The organism is Rhodoferax ferrireducens (assembly GCF_003347515.1).
GTDB lineage: Bacteria > Pseudomonadota > Gammaproteobacteria > Burkholderiales > Burkholderiaceae_C > Rhodoferax.
Genome location: NZ_QEII01000243.1, coordinates 32,132 through 48,557, shown reverse-complemented (window position 1 = coordinate 48,557; position 16,426 = coordinate 32,132). Strand labels below are relative to the sequence as shown.

The 16,426-nt window shown below is 54.8% G+C and carries 18 protein-coding genes; 17 read left to right on the top strand and 1 reads right to left on the bottom strand.

Translation table 11 applies throughout. From position 1 onward, the window contains the following. Positions 1–22: 22 nt before the first annotated feature. Positions 23–1,702, bottom strand: coding sequence for a sigma 54-interacting transcriptional regulator (locus C5P05_RS08055; protein WP_114969341.1), 1,680 nt, complete (start codon positions 1,700–1,702; stop codon positions 23–25). A gap of 422 nt (positions 1,703–2,124) precedes the next feature. On the opposite strand from C5P05_RS08055, the gene C5P05_RS08050 reads away from it, so the two are divergent. From C5P05_RS08050 to C5P05_RS07970, 17 genes are all read left to right on the top strand, one after another. Next, positions 2,125–3,630 (top strand): aromatic/alkene/methane monooxygenase hydroxylase/oxygenase subunit alpha, encoded by a 1,506-nt coding sequence (locus C5P05_RS08050; protein WP_114969340.1) that lies wholly within the window; start codon positions 2,125–2,127, stop codon positions 3,628–3,630. An 87-nt stretch (positions 3,631–3,717) separates the two neighbouring features. Next, entirely contained in the window at positions 3,718–3,984 is a 267-nt protein-coding gene (locus C5P05_RS08045; protein ID WP_114969339.1) for a toluene-4-monooxygenase system B family protein, read from the top strand. 69 nt (positions 3,985–4,053) lie between these two features. Continuing rightward, positions 4,054–4,389 carry a Rieske 2Fe-2S domain-containing protein gene (locus tag C5P05_RS08040; protein WP_114969366.1) on the top strand — a complete coding sequence of 112 codons (336 nt, stop codon included), beginning with the start codon at positions 4,054–4,056 and terminating at the stop codon, positions 4,387–4,389. A 39-nt stretch (positions 4,390–4,428) separates the two neighbouring features. After that, positions 4,429–4,746 carry an MmoB/DmpM family protein gene (locus tag C5P05_RS08035; RefSeq protein WP_114969338.1) on the top strand — a complete coding sequence of 106 codons (318 nt, stop codon included), beginning with the start codon at positions 4,429–4,431 and terminating at the stop codon, positions 4,744–4,746. Between the two features lie 64 nt (positions 4,747–4,810). Then, on the top strand, positions 4,811–5,797 hold the full coding sequence (locus C5P05_RS08030) for an aromatic/alkene monooxygenase hydroxylase subunit beta (protein ID WP_114969337.1): 987 nt from the start codon (positions 4,811–4,813) through the stop codon (positions 5,795–5,797). A 76-nt stretch (positions 5,798–5,873) separates the two neighbouring features. Continuing rightward, complete coding sequence (locus tag C5P05_RS08025; RefSeq protein ID WP_114969336.1) at positions 5,874–6,896, top strand: 2Fe-2S iron-sulfur cluster-binding protein; 1,023 nt, start codon at positions 5,874–5,876, stop codon at positions 6,894–6,896. Positions 6,897–6,906: 10 nt separating this feature from the next. Further along, positions 6,907–7,320, top strand: a complete 414-nt coding sequence (locus C5P05_RS08020; protein ID WP_157979245.1) for an SRPBCC family protein — start codon at positions 6,907–6,909, stop codon at positions 7,318–7,320. A 244-nt stretch (positions 7,321–7,564) separates the two neighbouring features. Further along, complete coding sequence (locus C5P05_RS08015; RefSeq protein WP_114969334.1) at positions 7,565–8,944, top strand: OmpP1/FadL family transporter; 1,380 nt, start codon at positions 7,565–7,567, stop codon at positions 8,942–8,944. A 129-nt stretch (positions 8,945–9,073) separates the two neighbouring features. After that, on the top strand, positions 9,074–10,135 hold the full coding sequence (locus C5P05_RS08010) for an alcohol dehydrogenase (RefSeq protein ID WP_114969333.1): 1,062 nt from the start codon (positions 9,074–9,076) through the stop codon (positions 10,133–10,135). A 332-nt stretch (positions 10,136–10,467) separates the two neighbouring features. Beyond that, positions 10,468–10,671, top strand: coding sequence for a phenol hydroxylase subunit (locus tag C5P05_RS08005; protein ID WP_114969332.1), 204 nt, complete (start codon positions 10,468–10,470; stop codon positions 10,669–10,671). A gap of 35 nt (positions 10,672–10,706) precedes the next feature. Continuing rightward, entirely contained in the window at positions 10,707–11,702 is a 996-nt protein-coding gene (locus C5P05_RS08000) for an aromatic/alkene monooxygenase hydroxylase subunit beta (RefSeq protein ID WP_114969331.1), read from the top strand. Positions 11,703–11,738: 36 nt separating this feature from the next. Further along, a complete protein-coding gene (locus C5P05_RS07995) occupies positions 11,739–12,008 on the top strand; it encodes an MmoB/DmpM family protein (RefSeq protein ID WP_114969330.1) in 270 nt (89 codons plus the stop codon). Positions 12,009–12,034: 26 nt separating this feature from the next. Beyond that, positions 12,035–13,594, top strand: coding sequence for an aromatic/alkene/methane monooxygenase hydroxylase/oxygenase subunit alpha (locus tag C5P05_RS07990; RefSeq protein ID WP_114969329.1), 1,560 nt, complete (start codon positions 12,035–12,037; stop codon positions 13,592–13,594). Then, positions 13,591–13,947, top strand: a complete 357-nt coding sequence (locus C5P05_RS07985) for a phenol hydroxylase subunit P4 (RefSeq protein WP_114969328.1) — start codon at positions 13,591–13,593, stop codon at positions 13,945–13,947. The genes C5P05_RS07990 and C5P05_RS07985 overlap by 4 nt, the downstream gene beginning before the upstream one ends. Positions 13,948–14,031: 84 nt before the next feature. Then, complete coding sequence (locus C5P05_RS07980) at positions 14,032–15,096, top strand: NADH:ubiquinone reductase (Na(+)-transporting) subunit F (protein ID WP_114969327.1); 1,065 nt, start codon at positions 14,032–14,034, stop codon at positions 15,094–15,096. 11 nt (positions 15,097–15,107) lie between these two features. After that, positions 15,108–15,455: a 2Fe-2S iron-sulfur cluster binding domain-containing protein gene (locus C5P05_RS07975; RefSeq protein ID WP_114969326.1), complete on the top strand. Its 348-nt coding sequence runs from the start codon at positions 15,108–15,110 to the stop codon at positions 15,453–15,455. A 23-nt stretch (positions 15,456–15,478) separates the two neighbouring features. Continuing rightward, positions 15,479–16,423, top strand: coding sequence for a catechol 2,3-dioxygenase (locus tag C5P05_RS07970; protein ID WP_114969325.1), 945 nt, complete (start codon positions 15,479–15,481; stop codon positions 16,421–16,423). The last annotated feature ends 3 nt before the right edge of the window (positions 16,424–16,426 follow it).

The following is a 16,426-nucleotide window of genomic DNA, read 5'->3' as shown; positions in this document are numbered from 1 at the left end:
CACAATGCTCCCGGGTCGCCTCTTAGGTTGTAGTCGGAGCGCTACCTTGGCGCTGCTTGAGCCGATAGGCCAGTTGGGGCCGGGTCAGACCGAGCAGGCGCGCCGCCTCAGACAGGTTGCCTCGCGCACGGGCCACAGCATGGTCCAGCACACGTCCCTCAATCTCATCAAGCGAGCTGCCGCTGTCCAAGATGCGCGTGCTCAACTCGTCGTCTTGCACACTTGGCAATCTGGCTAGGCGGCCATTCGCGTCCAGGCTGGTCTGCGCCCCATCTGGCTGGTTTGGAAACAGATGCTCTAACTCGACCCTGCCGGCCTGCAATGCAAGAATCACACCCCTTTCCACCAGGTTTTCCAGTTCGCGCACGTTGCCGGGCCAGTCGTATTGCCGTAGCGCCTGCAGTGCGCGCTCTTCAAAACCCAGCACACGTTTGCCGTGCAGCGCGCAAAAGCGCGCGAGCATGGCCTGGGCAAGTGGCTCAATATCGGCTTTGCGCTCGCGCAACGGGGGGATGCAGATGGGGTAGACATTGAGGCGGTACATCAGGTCAGCCCGGAAACGCCCGGCCTGAACGGCTTGCGCCAGATCCACATTGGTGGCAGCCACCAGGCGCACATTGACCTTGCGCGTGGTCTCGCTGCCCACGCGCTCGATTTCGCCTTCCTGCAAGACACGCAGCAACTTGGTCTGGGCCGCCATCGGCATTTCCCCCACCTCGTCAAGCAGCAGGGTGCCGCCGTCAGCGCGCTCGAAGCGGCCGAGACGCGCGGCGTGGGCGCCGGTGTAGGCCCCTTTATCGACGCCAAACAGTTCGGATTCGATCAGTTCAGCGGGCAGGGCGGCGCAATTGACCGCTACAAACGGTTTGTCGGCCCGGCTGGACAGTTCATGCAGGGCGCGCGCAAACCGCTCTTTCCCGACACCGGTTTCGCCCGTCAACAACACCGTGGCCTGCGTCTGTGCCACCTTTTGAATCAGCGTGTAGGCTTTGCGAAAAGCCGGGGAGTTACCAATCAGCTGGCCACCCAGGTTGACGGGCTCCAGCTTCGACTTCAGCTCCTCCACCTGCGATTGCAGGGCCACTATCTTTTCCATCAGGGAGTCGTTGGTGAAATAAACGCGATGCGCTTCGCCATCCGGCCACTCTTCAATCGGGCGCCCGACGATCCGGCAATGGTCCGCGCCAGAGGCGGCACAGATGGTTTCCTTGTATAGGATCAGCCGGCCCATGAAGGCACTGGTGTAGCCGCTGGCGTAGCCCAGCAGCGTCCAGCAGGCGGGTTCTTCATCCAATCCGAACTTCTGCTGGTGTGAAACAGCCTCCCAAGACTGCTCCCAGCTGAATTCGCCGTAAAACTGGCCTGCTTGGATATCGAAATTGAGCTTGATGGGTGTGACTTTGGCCGCCCCTTCGAGCATGAACAGTTGCGGGCCGACTAAAAAAGTGTCTTGCGAGACTTCGCCTGGTCGCGTCTTTCTTGCGTATTCGGCGTCGTACACGCCTGAGGCGTAACCCATGCGCGTCAGGATGCGCCGTGCATGCTCGGGGCCAACTGATGTCATTAGATCCTGACGCAATTCAGTCAGCGCCATGGTGTGCATCAACACCATGCGCAGGTCGCCCAGCCAGATCCCGCCGCTTTCTGGCTCAAAGCGTAACAGGCGTCGTAAATCGTCGTTTGGGGGGTATTTCAGGCTCATAAATAGGTCACTCCACGGTCAATGAAAAACAATTATCTCGAAATTTATGTGCCAGCGCCAAAAGTTTGAAATTTATTGATCATGTTGTTGAATTTGATTATTTGGTAAATTTTAGCCGTTCGCCCTTCATCAAATACGCAAATTCAAAGGAATATCTTAGATTGTTGATTTAAGGGTAAACCCTTTTTTTTCACGAAGTCTTCTCAGGTTCCTTGAGAAAAGGAGAGTCGTTTGTAGTGGTTAACCCTTTAAATATCGAGATTTAAGGCGTTTTTGATTTTATTGGCAAGGTCCTTGCGAAGTCCTGACGGTAATGCCCGCCACCACATGACCCTGTCAGATGGGAAGACTTGGGCAGATAAATTTTCGTTGTTGCATGTGTCACGGCAATTCCGCCACATTTTAAATAGAGGAGACTTGAGATGGCTTTACTGAATCGAATGGACTGGTATGACATCGCCAGAACGACCAATTGGTCACCGAAATACGTCACAGATCTGGAGTTGTTTCCAAAAGAGTTGGCGGGTGACTACGGCCTCCCTGCCGAAGCGTGGGAGCAATATGACGAACCTTACAAACAGACCTATCCTGAATATGTGAAGATTCAACGGGAAAAAGACTCTGGCGCCTATTCGGTCAAGGGCGCCTTGGAGCGTTCAAAGATTTTTGAGAACTCCGACCCGGGTTGGAAGTCGGTGATCAAGGCGCACTACGGTGCCATCGCACGTGCAGAGTACGCTGCCGCCAGTGCAGAGGCGCGGATGGTGCGTTTTTCCAAGGCACCTGGCATGCGCAATATGGCCACCATGGGCTGTCTTGATGAAGTGCGTCATGGTCAGATACAGCTTTACTTCCCGCACGAGCATGTATCGAAGGATCGCCAGATGGACTGGGCGTTCAAGGCCTATGACACCAACGAATGGGGTGCGATCGCAGCGCGTCACTTTTTCGATGACATCATGATGACGCGCGACGCGATCAGCGTCTCCATCATGCTCACCTTCAGCTTTGAAACCGGCTTCACGAACATGCAGTTTCTCGGTTTGGCAGCAGATGCGGCCGAATCCGGAGATCACACCTTTGCCAGCTTGATATCGAGTGTGCAGACTGATGAGTCGCGACACGCCCAGATTGGCGGGCCTGCCCTGGAGATCCTGGTAAAGAATGGAAAAAAAGCCGAAGCTCAAAAGAAGGTTGACATTGCCTTCTGGCGCGCCTGGAAACTGTTTTCGGTGCTGACGGGCCCGATGATGGACTACTACACCCCGGTGGAACACCGCAAGCACTCTTTCAAGGAGTTCATGGAAGAGTTCATCGTGGCACAGTTCGAGCGTGCCCTGACCGATCTCGGGCTTGATTTGCCCTGGTATTGGGATCACTTCCTTGAAGAACTGAGCGAGCAGCACCACGGCATGCACCTCGGCGTCTGGTTCTGGCGGCCAACCGTATGGTGGAACCCAGCAGCAGGTGTCACGCCTGCCGACCGCGACTGGTTGGAAGAAAAGTACCCGGGCTGGAATGACACTTGGGGTCAGTGCTGGGACGTCATCATCGACAACGTGGTGGATGGCAACATGGCCATGACTTACCCCGAAACCTTGCCGATGGTCTGCAACATGTGCAACTTGCCAATCAACTACACACCGGGCAAAAAGTGGAACGTCAAAGATTTTCCACTTGAGTACAAAGGGCGTCTGTACCACTTTGGCTCGGAGCAAGACCGTTGGTGCTTTGAGCAAGAACCAGAGCGCTATGCAGGTCATCTGAGCCTGATCGACCGTTTCCTTGCCGGCATGATCCAGCCGATGGACTTGAGCGGCGGCTTGAACTACATGGGCCTGGCCCCGGGCGAAATTGGTGATGATGCTCACAACTATGCATGGGCCGAGGTTTACAAAGCCATGCGTGAAATCAAGAAAGCAAGCTGACAGCAACTGAAAGCTGACAACAACTGAAACATACCGCCGGTGACTCCGGTCACCGGCAAGATAACTAACCTGTTACAGGAGAAAAAAATGGCTTTATTTCCTTTGAGTTCCAATTTTGAAGGCGACTTCGTGCTCCAACTGCTGCCGGTTGATACCGAGAACACCATGGACGAAGTGGCGGCGGCGGCGGCCCATCATTCAGTGGGACGGCGCGTGCGTGCGCGTCCCGGTCACATCATGCGGGTACGCCGTCAGGGCAGCGAGGAATTCTTGCCCCGCACCATGAAGGTCGCAGACTCGGGCTTGAAGCCCACCGAAACCATTGAGATCATCTGGGAAGCTCCCAAGCACTGATGGATTTGCAGGCAGTCGCAGTGATCGCAAGGATTGCCGCGACGCAAGCTGAAACAGGAAAAAACCAACATGGCATTCAAAAAAGTATGTACCCGCGACGACTTGTGGGAAGGTGAGATGCAGTCATTCGAAGTGAATGGGCAAGAAATTTTGCTCGTTTGTGCCGAGGGTGGAGATATCAAGGCGTTCCAGGGCATCTGCCCGCATCAGGATATTCCATTGGTCGAAGGCAAATTCGATGGCAAGACGGTCATTTGCCGGGCTCATCTTTGGCAGTTTGATGCCTGCTCCGGCAAAGGCATCAACCCTTCTGACTGTGCCTTGGCCGAATACCCGGTAAAGGTCGACGGCGAGGACATTCTGGTAGAGACCGACGGTGTGAAGCCGCTTTTTGCGCACACCTGAAATTTCGTGACAAGCAAACAAACCAATACGGAGACAGTAATGAGCAATACGAGTGAACCAGTGAATAAGCACAGCAACAACCGAGTGGGGCCTGTGATGAGAGCGGGTGAACTGGCGATGGCCGTGGCCGAAGCCGCAGTCGAGGATAACCCAGGACGGGATATCCGGGTTCTGGACCAACTGGCTTACCTACGCATCGATACCGACGACGAAATGATCTTGCGCAGGGAGACGATTGAACGCGCGCTTGGGCGCCCTTTCAAGATCAACGAATTGGAGCTTGATCTCAGCTCTTTTGCAGGACGAATTGAAAGTTTGCCAGATGCGGTGCGCTTCTATCTGGTCAAACATCTTTAACCTCCAAACCCATCCACCATTGACAGTTGTCGAAAGCAACTCAAACCCATTAAGGAGACAGATCATGTCAGAAGTACAGGTATTAAAGCCGCTCAAGACTTGGAGTCACTTGGCTGCGCGTCGTCGTAAACCCAGTGAATATGAAATTGTGAGCGCAAATCTTCACTACAACGACCGTGATGCGAACGCGCCTTATGAGCTCGATCCAGACATGTTCATGAACAAATGGTACAAGACCAATACCTTTGGAAGTGCCCTCAAACATGACGACTGGAACGCATTTCGCGACCCGGAAGAGGTGGTGTACCGCAGTTACAACATGATGCAGGATGGTCAGGAAAATTATGTGATGGGCCTGTTTGACCAGTTCAACAGCCGCGAGCATGACAAATCACTCGACCCTCGCTGGGCCGGCTCCCTCGCGCGGATGTACACCCCGTCACGGTATCTTTTCCACACCGTGCAGATGGCATCTGCTTACGTGGGCCAGATGGCACCTGCCAGCACCATCACCAACTGCAACTACTTTCAGATGGCCGACGCGTTCCGTTGGTTAAGTCATAGCGCATACCGCACCAAAGAACTCTCACTCACTTTCGCCGACAAAGGCTTCGCCATCAAAGAGCGTGAGTATTGGGAGACTGATCCGGCGTGGCAAGGCTTCCGGGAGTTGATGGAAAAAATACTCACCACTTGGGATTGGGCTGAAGGGTTTGTTGCACTGAGTTTGGTCGCAAAGCCAGCTATCGATGAAGCCGTCCTGCGCAAGCTCGGTGAATCAGCCCGCCATAACGGCGACATGCTGCTTGGCTTGCTGACTGATGCACAGTTGGTCGATGCCGCACGGCACCGTCGCTGGGCAACTGCCCTGGTCAAGATGGCGCTTGAAAAGTCAGGTAATGCCGAGGTTATCAAGGGCTGGATTGCCAAATGGGAGCCCTTGGCTGACAAGGCCATCGAGGCCTACTGTGGTGCGCTCGCAGATGTGCCTCAGGCGGCCCAATCTGCAAAGCAGGCCACACGCGACTTCCGCCAATCGTTGGGGCTGTAAGTACAACCAAAAGCCTGAAAGCATGCGCTCTAAAGGCGTCCGCAGCCAGGCTGTAACCCCAATGATTGGAATGGTTATGACCAAAACGAGAATCACAACTGAACCCGAGAAGAGTGTCTTTGACCAATCGGGGAAAGATACGGTATTGCGGGCCGCGCTGCGTGCCGGAATTGGCTTTCCCTACGAGTGCAACTCGGGCGGATGTGGCAGTTGTAAATTCGAATTACTCGATGGTGAGGTGGAAAATCTTTGGCCGCAAGCACCGGGCCTAACCGACCGTGACAAACGAAAAGGCAATCTTCTTGCTTGTCAATGCGTTGCAAGCACTGACTTGCGCATCAAGGTTCGTAACTCACCAGAATGCGTGCCAGTCATCAGTGCCCAGCGATTTCGAGCCAAATTTACGGGTATGCACGAGATCACCCACGACATTCGCGAGTTTCGATTTGTTGCCGATGGTCCCGCAAATTTTCTGGCAGGTCAGTTTGCCATGCTGGAAATTCCCGGCGTTGGTACGCCCCGAGCCTATTCAATGTCAAACATTGGCAACAACGCAGGGGAATGGCACTTTCAGATCCGCCGCACCGCCAATGGCGTAGCAACCAACCAGTTGTTCCACCACATGAGGTCTGGCGAGGAAATTGAAATTGATGGGCCTTATGGTTTGGCCTATCTGAGAACCGAGGTCGAGCGTGACATCGTCTGCATTGCGGGTGGTTCAGGTCTGGCGCCAATGGTGTCAATTGCCCGTGGGGCGGCCCAGTCAGGCATGCTGAAAACGCGCCAGCTCCATTTCTTCTATGGTGGCCGGACTTCGCGCGACATCTGTGGAGAGAGCTTCTTGAGAGAGATTCCCGGTTATGGCGAACGCATCCATTTTCACCCGGTGGTGTCGTTGCCGGCAGATGACTCTAGTGCGCACTGGATGGGTGAAACCGGTTTTGTTCATGAACTGGTTCGGCGTGTATTTGGTGAGACCTTGCCAAATTTCGAGTTCTATTTTGCCGGTCCACCGCCCATGACACAGACATTGCAGGAAATGCTGATGGTGGGCTACCGCGTTCCTTTTGAGCAGATTCATTTCGATCGCTTTTTCTAGGAGGCACATCTTGGTCAATGCCCAATCCAAACTTGAAATTGCCGCTCCTGCCAAGGCAGTGTGGTTAACGGTCAAGGATTTTTCTGGCATCTGCAAAATCCTGCCGATGTTCGACATGCTTGAGTGCAATGGCAATACGCCGGGTTCAATCCGTAAATTGGCAAGCGCTGATGGTGTGCTGATTGAACGACTGGAGTCCTTGGACAACTCAGCCCGTGTTTTGTGTTATTCGATCATTGAGCCAACCACGCCGATGAACGGTTACCTTGGCAAGATTGATGTCCGAGACCTAGGAGCCCGCCGCTGCGAAGTTACATGGTCTTCCACTTTTGAGGCTATAGGCTTACCTGGCGACCAAGTCATTGCTCTGGTGGAGGGCATTTATGCCACCGGCTTGGCCAATCTGGCCAAGCTGCACTCTTGATTGAGTCAATTTTCCAAGGATGCAATCACTTTCAGATCAATTCTCTTGACCCCGCCTGGGGACCAAAAAATAGTATTTAACTGGGCGATTAGAGCCTCGAAACCGGGCAGCAACCAAGTCGACATGTAGGTTTGTCAGCATGCCGTGGTGCAAGGCTCGGCGAGCGTGGCTTCGGTCGCCGCATTAGCAAGGCTCATTGATTGAGTCCGAACATAAATTCACATCAAAACCAGGAGACAGCAAAATGAAATTCAAATTAAACACCATCAGCATGGTGACCGCCGCCTGCTTGGCATCCACAGGTCAACTGGCCCAGGCCACAGAGGTCTTTCGACTCGAAGGCTTTGGGGCAGTTTCGCGTGCCATGGGCGGCACAGCTGCGGCCTTCAATGTGGGTGCTGCCGGCATGATGACCAACCCGGCCACCTTGTCATTGATGGCACCGGGCTCCGAACTTCATTTGGGCTTGGATCTGATCACCACAGATATCAATGTGCGAAATCAATCGACCGGGGAAAGTGTTTCATCCGGTACCCACTCCAGTAACCGAGGCCCCTATTTGGCCCCCGAGGCAGCCTACACGCACCGCAATGGCGATTTAGCGTACGGCATTGGGGCCTTTGCTCAAGGCGGCTTGGGAACTGAATATGGCAGCAGCAGTTTTCTTTCCCGTGCCGCGGGTGGCCTCAATACCGGTCTTGAAAACTCAAGCCGTCTGCTGGTGTTAAACATCCCGTTTGCCGCGAGCTACCAGGTCAACGAAAAGCTGGCAGTTGGCGCCAGCCTTGATGCGATGTGGCAGGGCTTGAATCTGGATCTCCTGCTTGGCGCAGGCCAGGTTGGCGCGCTGATTGGCGCAGGAAGAGTCAACGGGAGTCTATTACCGGTACTCGGTGGTTTGCCGGACATGCGCGGTGCGCATTTCAGCTTGACCAAAAATGAACCCTTGGCCAGTGGCGTTGAATCCTGGGGTTTTGGTGGCCGCATTGGACTGACATACAAAATGTCGAACGACACCATGTTCGGGTTGGATTACGCCATGGAAAGCCAGATGAAGGACATGGATGGACGAGCCACGCTCACCGCCATTGATGGCATTGCCGGGCAAATCCCCTTGGCAGGCAACATCAAGTTGCGTAATTTTCAGATGCCCGCGAAATTGGACTTTGGCCTAAGCCACCGCTTCAACGATCGCTGGATGATGGCTGTGGACGTGTCGCAGGTATTTTGGGAACACGCCATGAAAGACATCAATGCCGGATTTGTGGCAGATGGTGGTGGCACTCTTGACATCCAACTGCCACAAAACTACAAAGATCAAACCATACTGGCTTTTGGCGTTGCCTATCAGACCGGCAACTGGACGCTGCGCGGCGGTGCTCGCCTGGCAACCCAGGCGCTGCGTTCAGAAACTTTGTTTGCCGTGATTCCTGCAACGCCAAGAAAACACGTGTCGGCCGGATTTTCATACGCTTTTTCCAAAGAGAACAGCCTTGATGTTGCATATTCTCATGCCTTTGAAGAGTCGATGGGCAATCCTGGTGGAACATCAAATTCTGCGGATCCGATTCAAACAACGCACTCGCAAAACAACGTGACCATTGGCTACACACATCGGTTCTAAAAATAACTCGAACCGCGGCGAGGGTGCGCCCTCGAAAATTCTCATGTGGCGTGTGACCAATCTGATTGGCGATGCCACCGAGTTCAGAGAGATTGAAACGCAGTCCATTTAAAACACAGGAGACAACACATGAAAGCCGCAGTTTATTACGGTCCCCAAGATATCCGTTGCAGCAATATCGCTGACTCTGTCATTCGCGCAGACCACGAAATGCTAGTGAAGGTCACCGCAACATCGATCTGTGGCTCCGACTTGCATTTGTACCGTGGGGCGCTGGACCCCATCATGGCAAAGGGGCAATCACAAACAGGCCACGAACTCGTCGGCGAGGTGCTTGACATAGGGAAGGCTGTGGGTCGCTTCAAGCGGGGCGATCGAGTGACCATGGGCTACTCTGCATCTTGCGGTCACTGCTACATGTGCGAGGTCGGTCAAACAGCGCATTGCGAGACAACGCAGAAAGCCGTCTATGGCTTTGGTGTGCCATTTGGCAATCTCAATGGCACGCACGCAGAAACCATGGTCATGCCTTACGCGGACGGTCACGCCATGAAAGTGCCTCATGAAATATCTGATGGTGCTGCGCTGACGCTGTCCTGCAACCTGCCCACCGCCGTCATCGCCAACCATCTGGCCGACATTCAGGTAGGTGAAAGCGTGGCGCTTGTAGGCTGCGGCCCGACCGGTCTGATGACACTGGATATCGCCCTGCACCGAGGGCCTGGACGAATTGTCGCGTTCGATACCGTACCTCACCGTTTGGCAGCCGCCGCTAAAAAAGGGGCGGTTGCCATTGATTCGTCGCAAGATGGCTGGAAAGAAAAAGCGCTGCAACACACGGGCGGTCGTGGCTTCGACAAGGTGATCGAAATGGTGGGCTATCCCGAAACCCTGCAAATGAGCCTAGACCTGGTTCGCCCGGGCGGGACAGTCGCGGCTTTGGGAGTGTTCTGCGACAACACCTTTAACCTCAATCTGGCAGACGTGTTTTTGCGCGACATCACGCTGCACATGAATGGTTTTGCCAATGTTCAGCCGTATATGTGGGAGGCTTTGCGCATGATGGAGCGCGGCGTGGTCAACCCGCAAGAATACTTCTCACACACGTTTTCTCTGACTGATGTGGACAAGGCGTTTGCAACCTTCCATCAAAAGTCGGGTGGTGCCATGAAGATGTTGATCCTACCCTGAGCTGGCCTTGGTCAATTATTCATCTTAAGCCATTTATCTCGATATTTTTTCAAATCACTCACTTGACTCAACTTTTAAGCTTATTGATTTGAATTTAATCATTTGATAAGTTTTACGTCACAAATATGATCATATGATCAATTTAATAAAAATTAGCAGCTCAATTTGACGAGGGAAACCCCTAGATTTGAATAATTTTTGTCAACTCTTAAGAAATTTAGCATCTTAAACCTAGGGGTAAACCCGCTAAATATCGGGATTTCAGCCGTAACAAAGCTTGTTGGCAAGATCCTTGCAGTGCCATCTAAACAGTACCTTCTACCCAAATAACCATGACCGCAACCTTCACCCCATCAGTAGAGCCGGCTTGCAACATCGCAAACAGGTTTGTCCGCGTCAAAGAGGTTCGTGCAGACGGTTTGGTGTGTTTTGAATTTGCCATCGGCTGGCCCGAGTTGTTCGTGGATTTAATGTTGCCGAAACCTGCTTTTGACGATTTTTGCGCCCGGAACCAAGTGCAATTGTTGAGTAATTGAGTCCCCTCGTCGTTTCTTTTAAAAGGATATTTTCTATGTCAGTCGATCTCCATACACGTGAAATAAAGCCTCTGCGCAACACGTTTACCCACACAGCAAAATACGTCGGTAACGAAAAACCTGCGTCGCGCTACCAGGAAGCCACGCTTGACACCCAGCCGACTGACAACTTTCACTACCGCCCCACTTGGGATCCAGAGCACGAGGTATTTGACAAGTCACGCTCAGCGGTCAAGTTGGCCGACTGGAACATGCTGCGTGACCCGCGTCAGTACTACTACGCCACCTGGACCATGGCACGGGCGCGCCAGCAGGACGCGATGGAATCGAGCTACGAATTTGTGCAGTCTCGTGGGCTGGTCGCCAAGATGTCCGAGGCCGTGCGCAGCAAGGCCTGCGAGGTCCTGATGCCGCTGCGCCACGTGGCCTGGGGTGGCAACATGAACAACAGTTCCATAGGTGCCTACGGCTACGGCACGCCGTTCACGGCACCCGCCATGTTCCACGCCATGGATCACCTGGGCGCGGCGCAGTTCATCACCCGTCTGGGGCTGGCGCTGGACGAGCCTGCCATTCTGGATGCGGGCAAAAATGACTGGCTCAACACCGCCTGCTGGCAGCCGCTACGCCACTATGTCGAAGACACGCTGGTGTTGCAGGATCCGTTTGAGCTGTTCATTGCGCAAAACCTGGCGCTCGACGGTCAGCTCTACCCGCTGATCTACGGCAGCTTTATCGATGACCACATTGCTTTGCAGGGCGGCACAGCGGTGTCGATGCTGGTCGCCTTCATGCCCGAGTGGCACACCGAGAGTGCACGCTGGATTGACGCTGTGGCCAAGGTGGCTGCGGCTGAATCGGCTGAAAACCGGCAACTGATCGCGGGTTGGCTCACCAAATGGGCTGATCGTGCCCAGGCTGCCCTGGCGCCAGTGGCTGAACTGGCACTGGGTAGCGTTGGCGCGACTGCTCTGAAGGAGGCGCGCGCAGCGCTTGACCTGCGCTGCAAAAAAGCCGGACTCCTCGCCTGAGTGCCCGCACCCAACCATTCTAAAAAGGAGACACGCATGTCAAATGTATTTATTGCCTTCCAGGACAACGAAGATTCGCGTCCCATCATTGAGGCCATCCTGGCCGACAACCCCGCCGCACAGGCGACCTACCCCACCGGACTGGTCAAGATTGACGCGCCCGGGAGCCTGGTGATCCGCCGCGCGACCATTGAGGAGCTGGTAGGTCGCCCCTACGACTTGCAGCAGATTCACGTCAACCTTGTCACCCTGTCGGGTCACATTGACGAAGATGACGACCAGCTTTCTCTGAAATGGAACAACTGAACCCCAACCCCAAACAAGGAGCACACATGGACACCCCTGTACTGAAAAAGAAACTCGGCCTCAAAGAACGCTACGCCGCCATGACGCGTGGCTTGGCCTGGGACACCACCTACCAGCCGATGGACAAGGTTTTTCCGTATGACAAATACGAAGGCATCAAGATCCACGACTGGGACAAGTGGGAAGACCCGTTCCGCCTGACGATGGATGCCTACTGGAAATACCAGGGCGAGAAAGAGAAAAAACTCTATGCGGTGATCGAAGCTTTTGCGCAGAACAATGGCCAGACCGGCGTGGCTGATGCACGCTACGTTAACGCGCTCAAGATTTTTCTCACTGGTGTGACCCCGCTGGAGTACTACGCTTACCGCGGCTTTGCCCACGTGGGGCGACAGTTCACAGGTGCCGGTGCCCGCGTGGCCTGCCAGATGCAGTCCATTGATGAACTGCGCCACAACCAGACCGAGACGCACGCCCTGAGCCACTACAACAAATACTTCAATGGCCTGCACAGCCCCAAGCACATGTTTGACCGCGTGTGGTACCTGTCGGTGCCGAAGTCCTTCTTTGAAGACGCCTACACCGGCGGCCCCTTCGAGTTCCTCACCGCCGTCAGCTTTTCGTTCGAGTACGTGCTGACCAACCTGTTGTTTGTGCCCTTCATGTCGGGCGCGGCGCACAACGGCGATATGTCCACCGTGACCTTCGGCTTCAGCGCGCAGTCCGACGAGTCGCGCCACATGACACTGGGCATCGAATGCATCAAGTTCATGCTGGAGCAGGACCCGGCCAACGTGCCGATCGTGCAGGGCTGGATCGACAAATGGTTCTGGCGCGGCTACCGCCTGCTGAGCATCGTGGCCATGATGCAAGACTATTTCCTGCCCAAGAAGGTCATGAGCTGGCGTGAGAGCTGGGAAATGTATGTGGAAGAAAACGGCGAAGCCCTCTTCAAGGATCTGGCCCGCTACGGCATCCGCAAGCCCAAGGGCTGGATCCAGGCTTGCGAAGGAAAGGACCACATCAGCCACCAGACCTTTGCCGTCTTTTACAACTACAACGCGGCCGCACCCATTCACACTTTTGTTCCTAGCGCGGAAGACATGGCGTGGTTGACTGAGAAATATCCCGAGACCTTCGATCAGTACTACCGGCCGCGTTGGGACTACTGGCAAGAGCAGGCCAAACAAGGCAACCGCTTCTATCAGAAAACATTGCCCATGCTGTGCCAGACCTGTCAGATCCCGATGATCTTCACTGAACCAGGTGATGCCACCAAGATCGCTTACCGCGAAACCGACCACAAAGGTGACAAGTACCATTTCTGCAGCGACCACTGCAAGGAGATCTTCGACAACGAGCCCGAAAAGTATGTGCAGGCCTGGCTACCGCCGCAGCAGATCTACCAGGGCAACTGCTTCAAGGAAGGTGTTGACCCGACCGCCGAGGGATTTGATCCGCTTCTGGCCGTGCTCGACTACTACAACATGAACGTTGGTCGGGACAACTTTGACTTCGAAGGTTCCGAAGATCAAAAGAACTTTGCCGCCTGGCGCGGCGAATCCGCAGAAGGAGCACAAAAATGAGCGTTAAAGCCCTGAAACCCTACAACTTTCCTGCCAAAGACGTGCGCGAGAACTTTCCCGCACCATTGTTGTTCATCGGCTGGGAAGACCACCTGATGTTCGGCGCGCCAGTTGCCCTGCCCCTGCCACCGGACACGCCCTTTGGCGCACTGGGCACGGCGGTGCTGCCCGCCACCTATGGCTACCACCCGGACTTTGCCAGGATTGACTGGAGCAAGGTGGAATGGCTGAAGTCTGGCAAGCCCTGGCAACCAGATGCCACCAAGTCGCTGGCTGAAAACGGTTTGAAGCACAAGGATGTGATTCGCTTTCGGACTCCAGGCCTGAACGGTATCAACGGCTCCTGCAATTAAGTGTTGCAGCTTCAGCAGGGGGGCTCAAGCCCGCCTGCTGCGTCGGCAGTATTTCAACCAAGTAAAAAAACCACGTTCCAATTTATGAGTTACCAACTGACCATTGAGCCGCTGGGCGCGACCATCGAGGTAAAAGAAGGCCAAACCTTGCTGGATGCTGCACTGCGTCAAGGCATCTACATTCCTCACGCCTGCGGCCATGGCCTGTGCGGAACCTGCAAGGTCGAGGTAACCAGCGGCGAGGTAGACCATGGCCATGCCAATCTGTTTGCGCTGATGGACTTCGAGCGCGATGCCGGCAAGACGCTGGCCTGTTGTGCCACCTTGCAAAGCGATGCCACCATCGAAGCAGACATCGATGAAGAGCCGGATGCCGAGATCATTGCGGTACGCGACTTTGACTGTGTGGTGTCACGCATCGAGCAGCTGACACCAACCATCAAAGCTTTTTTTCTGAAACTTGACAAACCTTTGCACTTTCAGGCTGGGCAGTATGTGCAGGTGACGATTCCCGGCATCGAAGGCAGCCGAGCGTTTTCCATTGCCAATTCCCCGGCTCAGGTTCAAGCCACCGGCGAAGTTGAACTCAATGTGCGCATCCTCAAAGGCGGCGCGGGTACCACCTGGCTGCATGAACAACTGAAGGCGGGCGATGCCTTGCGGATTTCCGGCCCCTATGGCCGGTTCTTTGTGCGCAAGTCGTCGCAGTCTCCCATGGTCTTCATGGCAGGCGGCTCGGGGCTGTCTAGCCCGCGCTCGATGATTCTTGACTTGCTGGAATCAGGCAGTACCGTTCCCATGACCCTGATTTATGGTCAACGGGTTGCCGAAGAACTTTATTACGATGCCGAATTTCGTACGCTGGCGGAAAAGCACGCCAATTTCACCTACGTTCCCGCCTTGTCCAGTGACCCAGAAGATGCGGTTTGGGATGGTGCACGAGGCTTCGTCCATGATGTCGCACAAGCCCACTTCGCTGGCGACTTCTCCGGCAACAAGGCTTATCTGTGTGGCCCTCCGGTGATGATTGAGGCCTGCATTTCCACCTTGATGCAAGGGCGCCTCTACGAGCGTGACATCTACACCGAGAAGTTTCTCTCGGCCGCAGACACCAACCAGCAGCGCAGCCCCTTGTTCAAGCGGGTTTGAATGGACACACGATGTTTTTAGACACCCGCCCCAAGGTCCCTGTTCACGTCGCGCAAACAGACGAAACATTTCCGTGTGCCCATGACGAAAGCCTGCTGCAAGGCATGTTGCGTTTGGGGCGCAAGGGTATCCCGGTGGGATGTGTCAATGGTGGTTGCGGCGTTTGCAAGGTTCACATTCTTGAGGGGCAAACCCACCCGCTCGGTCCCGTCAGTCGCGCTCATGTCAGTGCCGAAGAAGAAACCCAAGGTTTTACTTTGGCCTGCCGTGTCGCACCAGTTACCGCCATCCGGCTGGAGGTGACTGGCAAGTTTGAAAAGCCGTTTCGCAAAGGGTTTGCTGCTACAGCAAACGCCTGAGTTTTAACCTAGAGGAGACTTCAATGGGTATCATGAGACTTGGTCATGCCAGCCTGCGGGTGATGGACATGGCTGCCGCTCTTAAGCACTACGAAAAGGTGCTGGGCATGAAAAAAACGATGGAGGACAAACATGGCAACGTGTACCTCAAATGCTGGGACGAGTGGGACAAGTTCTCTGTGATTCTCACGCCCTCTGACCAGGCGGGTTTGAATCATGTGGCCTACAAGGTCGAAAAGGACAGCGACCTTGACGAGCTGAAAAAGAAGGTTGAGGCCTCCGGTGTCAAAACAGCCATGCTGGAAGAAGGCACCTTGCCATCAATGGGTCGCATGCTTCAATTCAACCTGCCAAGCGGACACGAAATGCGTCTTTACGCCAAGAAAGAGTACGTGGGTACCGAGGTTGGAACTGACAACCCCGATCCATGGCCAGACAACATCACGGGCGCCGGCGCGCACTGGCTCGACCACTGCCTGTTGATGTGCGAGCTCAATCCAGAGACGGGTGTAAACAAGGTGGCAGAAAACACCAAGTTCATGACGGATGTGCTGGACTTTTTCCTCACCGAGCAGGTTGTTGTGGGGCCTAACGGCTCTATTCAAGCGGCTACCTGGATGGCACGCACCACTACACCACACGATATCGCCTTTGTCGGTGGTCCGCGCATGGGCTTGCACCACATCGCCTTCTTCCTGGATTCGTGGAATGACATCTTGAAGTCGGCCGACGTGATGGCCAAGACCAAGACCCGCATCGATGTGACGCCTACACGCCATGGCATCACGCGCGGCGAGACCATCTACTTCTTTGATCCGAGCGGCAACCGCAACGAGACCTTCGCCGGCCTGGGCTACCTGGCCCAGCGCGACCGCCCCGTGACCACCTGGGACGAATCGCATCTGGGCAGTGGCATTTTTTACCACACGGGTGAATTGATGCCCTCGTTTACCGAGGTATACACCTGAGCA

Coding starts and splice junctions, on each gene's coding strand:
- C5P05_RS08055 (WP_114969341.1), bottom strand. CDS start 1,702: ATGAGCCTGAAATACCCCCCAAACGACGATTTACGACGCCTGTTACGC.
- C5P05_RS08050 (WP_114969340.1), top strand. CDS start 2,125: ATGGCTTTACTGAATCGAATGGACTGGTATGACATCGCCAGAACGACC.
- C5P05_RS08045 (WP_114969339.1), top strand. CDS start 3,718: ATGGCTTTATTTCCTTTGAGTTCCAATTTTGAAGGCGACTTCGTGCTC.
- C5P05_RS08040 (WP_114969366.1), top strand. CDS start 4,054: ATGGCATTCAAAAAAGTATGTACCCGCGACGACTTGTGGGAAGGTGAG.
- C5P05_RS08035 (WP_114969338.1), top strand. CDS start 4,429: ATGAGCAATACGAGTGAACCAGTGAATAAGCACAGCAACAACCGAGTG.
- C5P05_RS08030 (WP_114969337.1), top strand. CDS start 4,811: ATGTCAGAAGTACAGGTATTAAAGCCGCTCAAGACTTGGAGTCACTTG.
- C5P05_RS08025 (WP_114969336.1), top strand. CDS start 5,874: ATGACCAAAACGAGAATCACAACTGAACCCGAGAAGAGTGTCTTTGAC.
- C5P05_RS08015 (WP_114969334.1), top strand. CDS start 7,565: ATGAAATTCAAATTAAACACCATCAGCATGGTGACCGCCGCCTGCTTG.
- C5P05_RS08010 (WP_114969333.1), top strand. CDS start 9,074: ATGAAAGCCGCAGTTTATTACGGTCCCCAAGATATCCGTTGCAGCAAT.
- C5P05_RS08005 (WP_114969332.1), top strand. CDS start 10,468: ATGACCGCAACCTTCACCCCATCAGTAGAGCCGGCTTGCAACATCGCA.
- C5P05_RS08000 (WP_114969331.1), top strand. CDS start 10,707: ATGTCAGTCGATCTCCATACACGTGAAATAAAGCCTCTGCGCAACACG.
- C5P05_RS07995 (WP_114969330.1), top strand. CDS start 11,739: ATGTCAAATGTATTTATTGCCTTCCAGGACAACGAAGATTCGCGTCCC.
- C5P05_RS07990 (WP_114969329.1), top strand. CDS start 12,035: ATGGACACCCCTGTACTGAAAAAGAAACTCGGCCTCAAAGAACGCTAC.
- C5P05_RS07985 (WP_114969328.1), top strand. CDS start 13,591: ATGAGCGTTAAAGCCCTGAAACCCTACAACTTTCCTGCCAAAGACGTG.
- C5P05_RS07980 (WP_114969327.1), top strand. CDS start 14,032: ATGAGTTACCAACTGACCATTGAGCCGCTGGGCGCGACCATCGAGGTA.
- C5P05_RS07975 (WP_114969326.1), top strand. CDS start 15,108: ATGTTTTTAGACACCCGCCCCAAGGTCCCTGTTCACGTCGCGCAAACA.
- C5P05_RS07970 (WP_114969325.1), top strand. CDS start 15,479: ATGGGTATCATGAGACTTGGTCATGCCAGCCTGCGGGTGATGGACATG.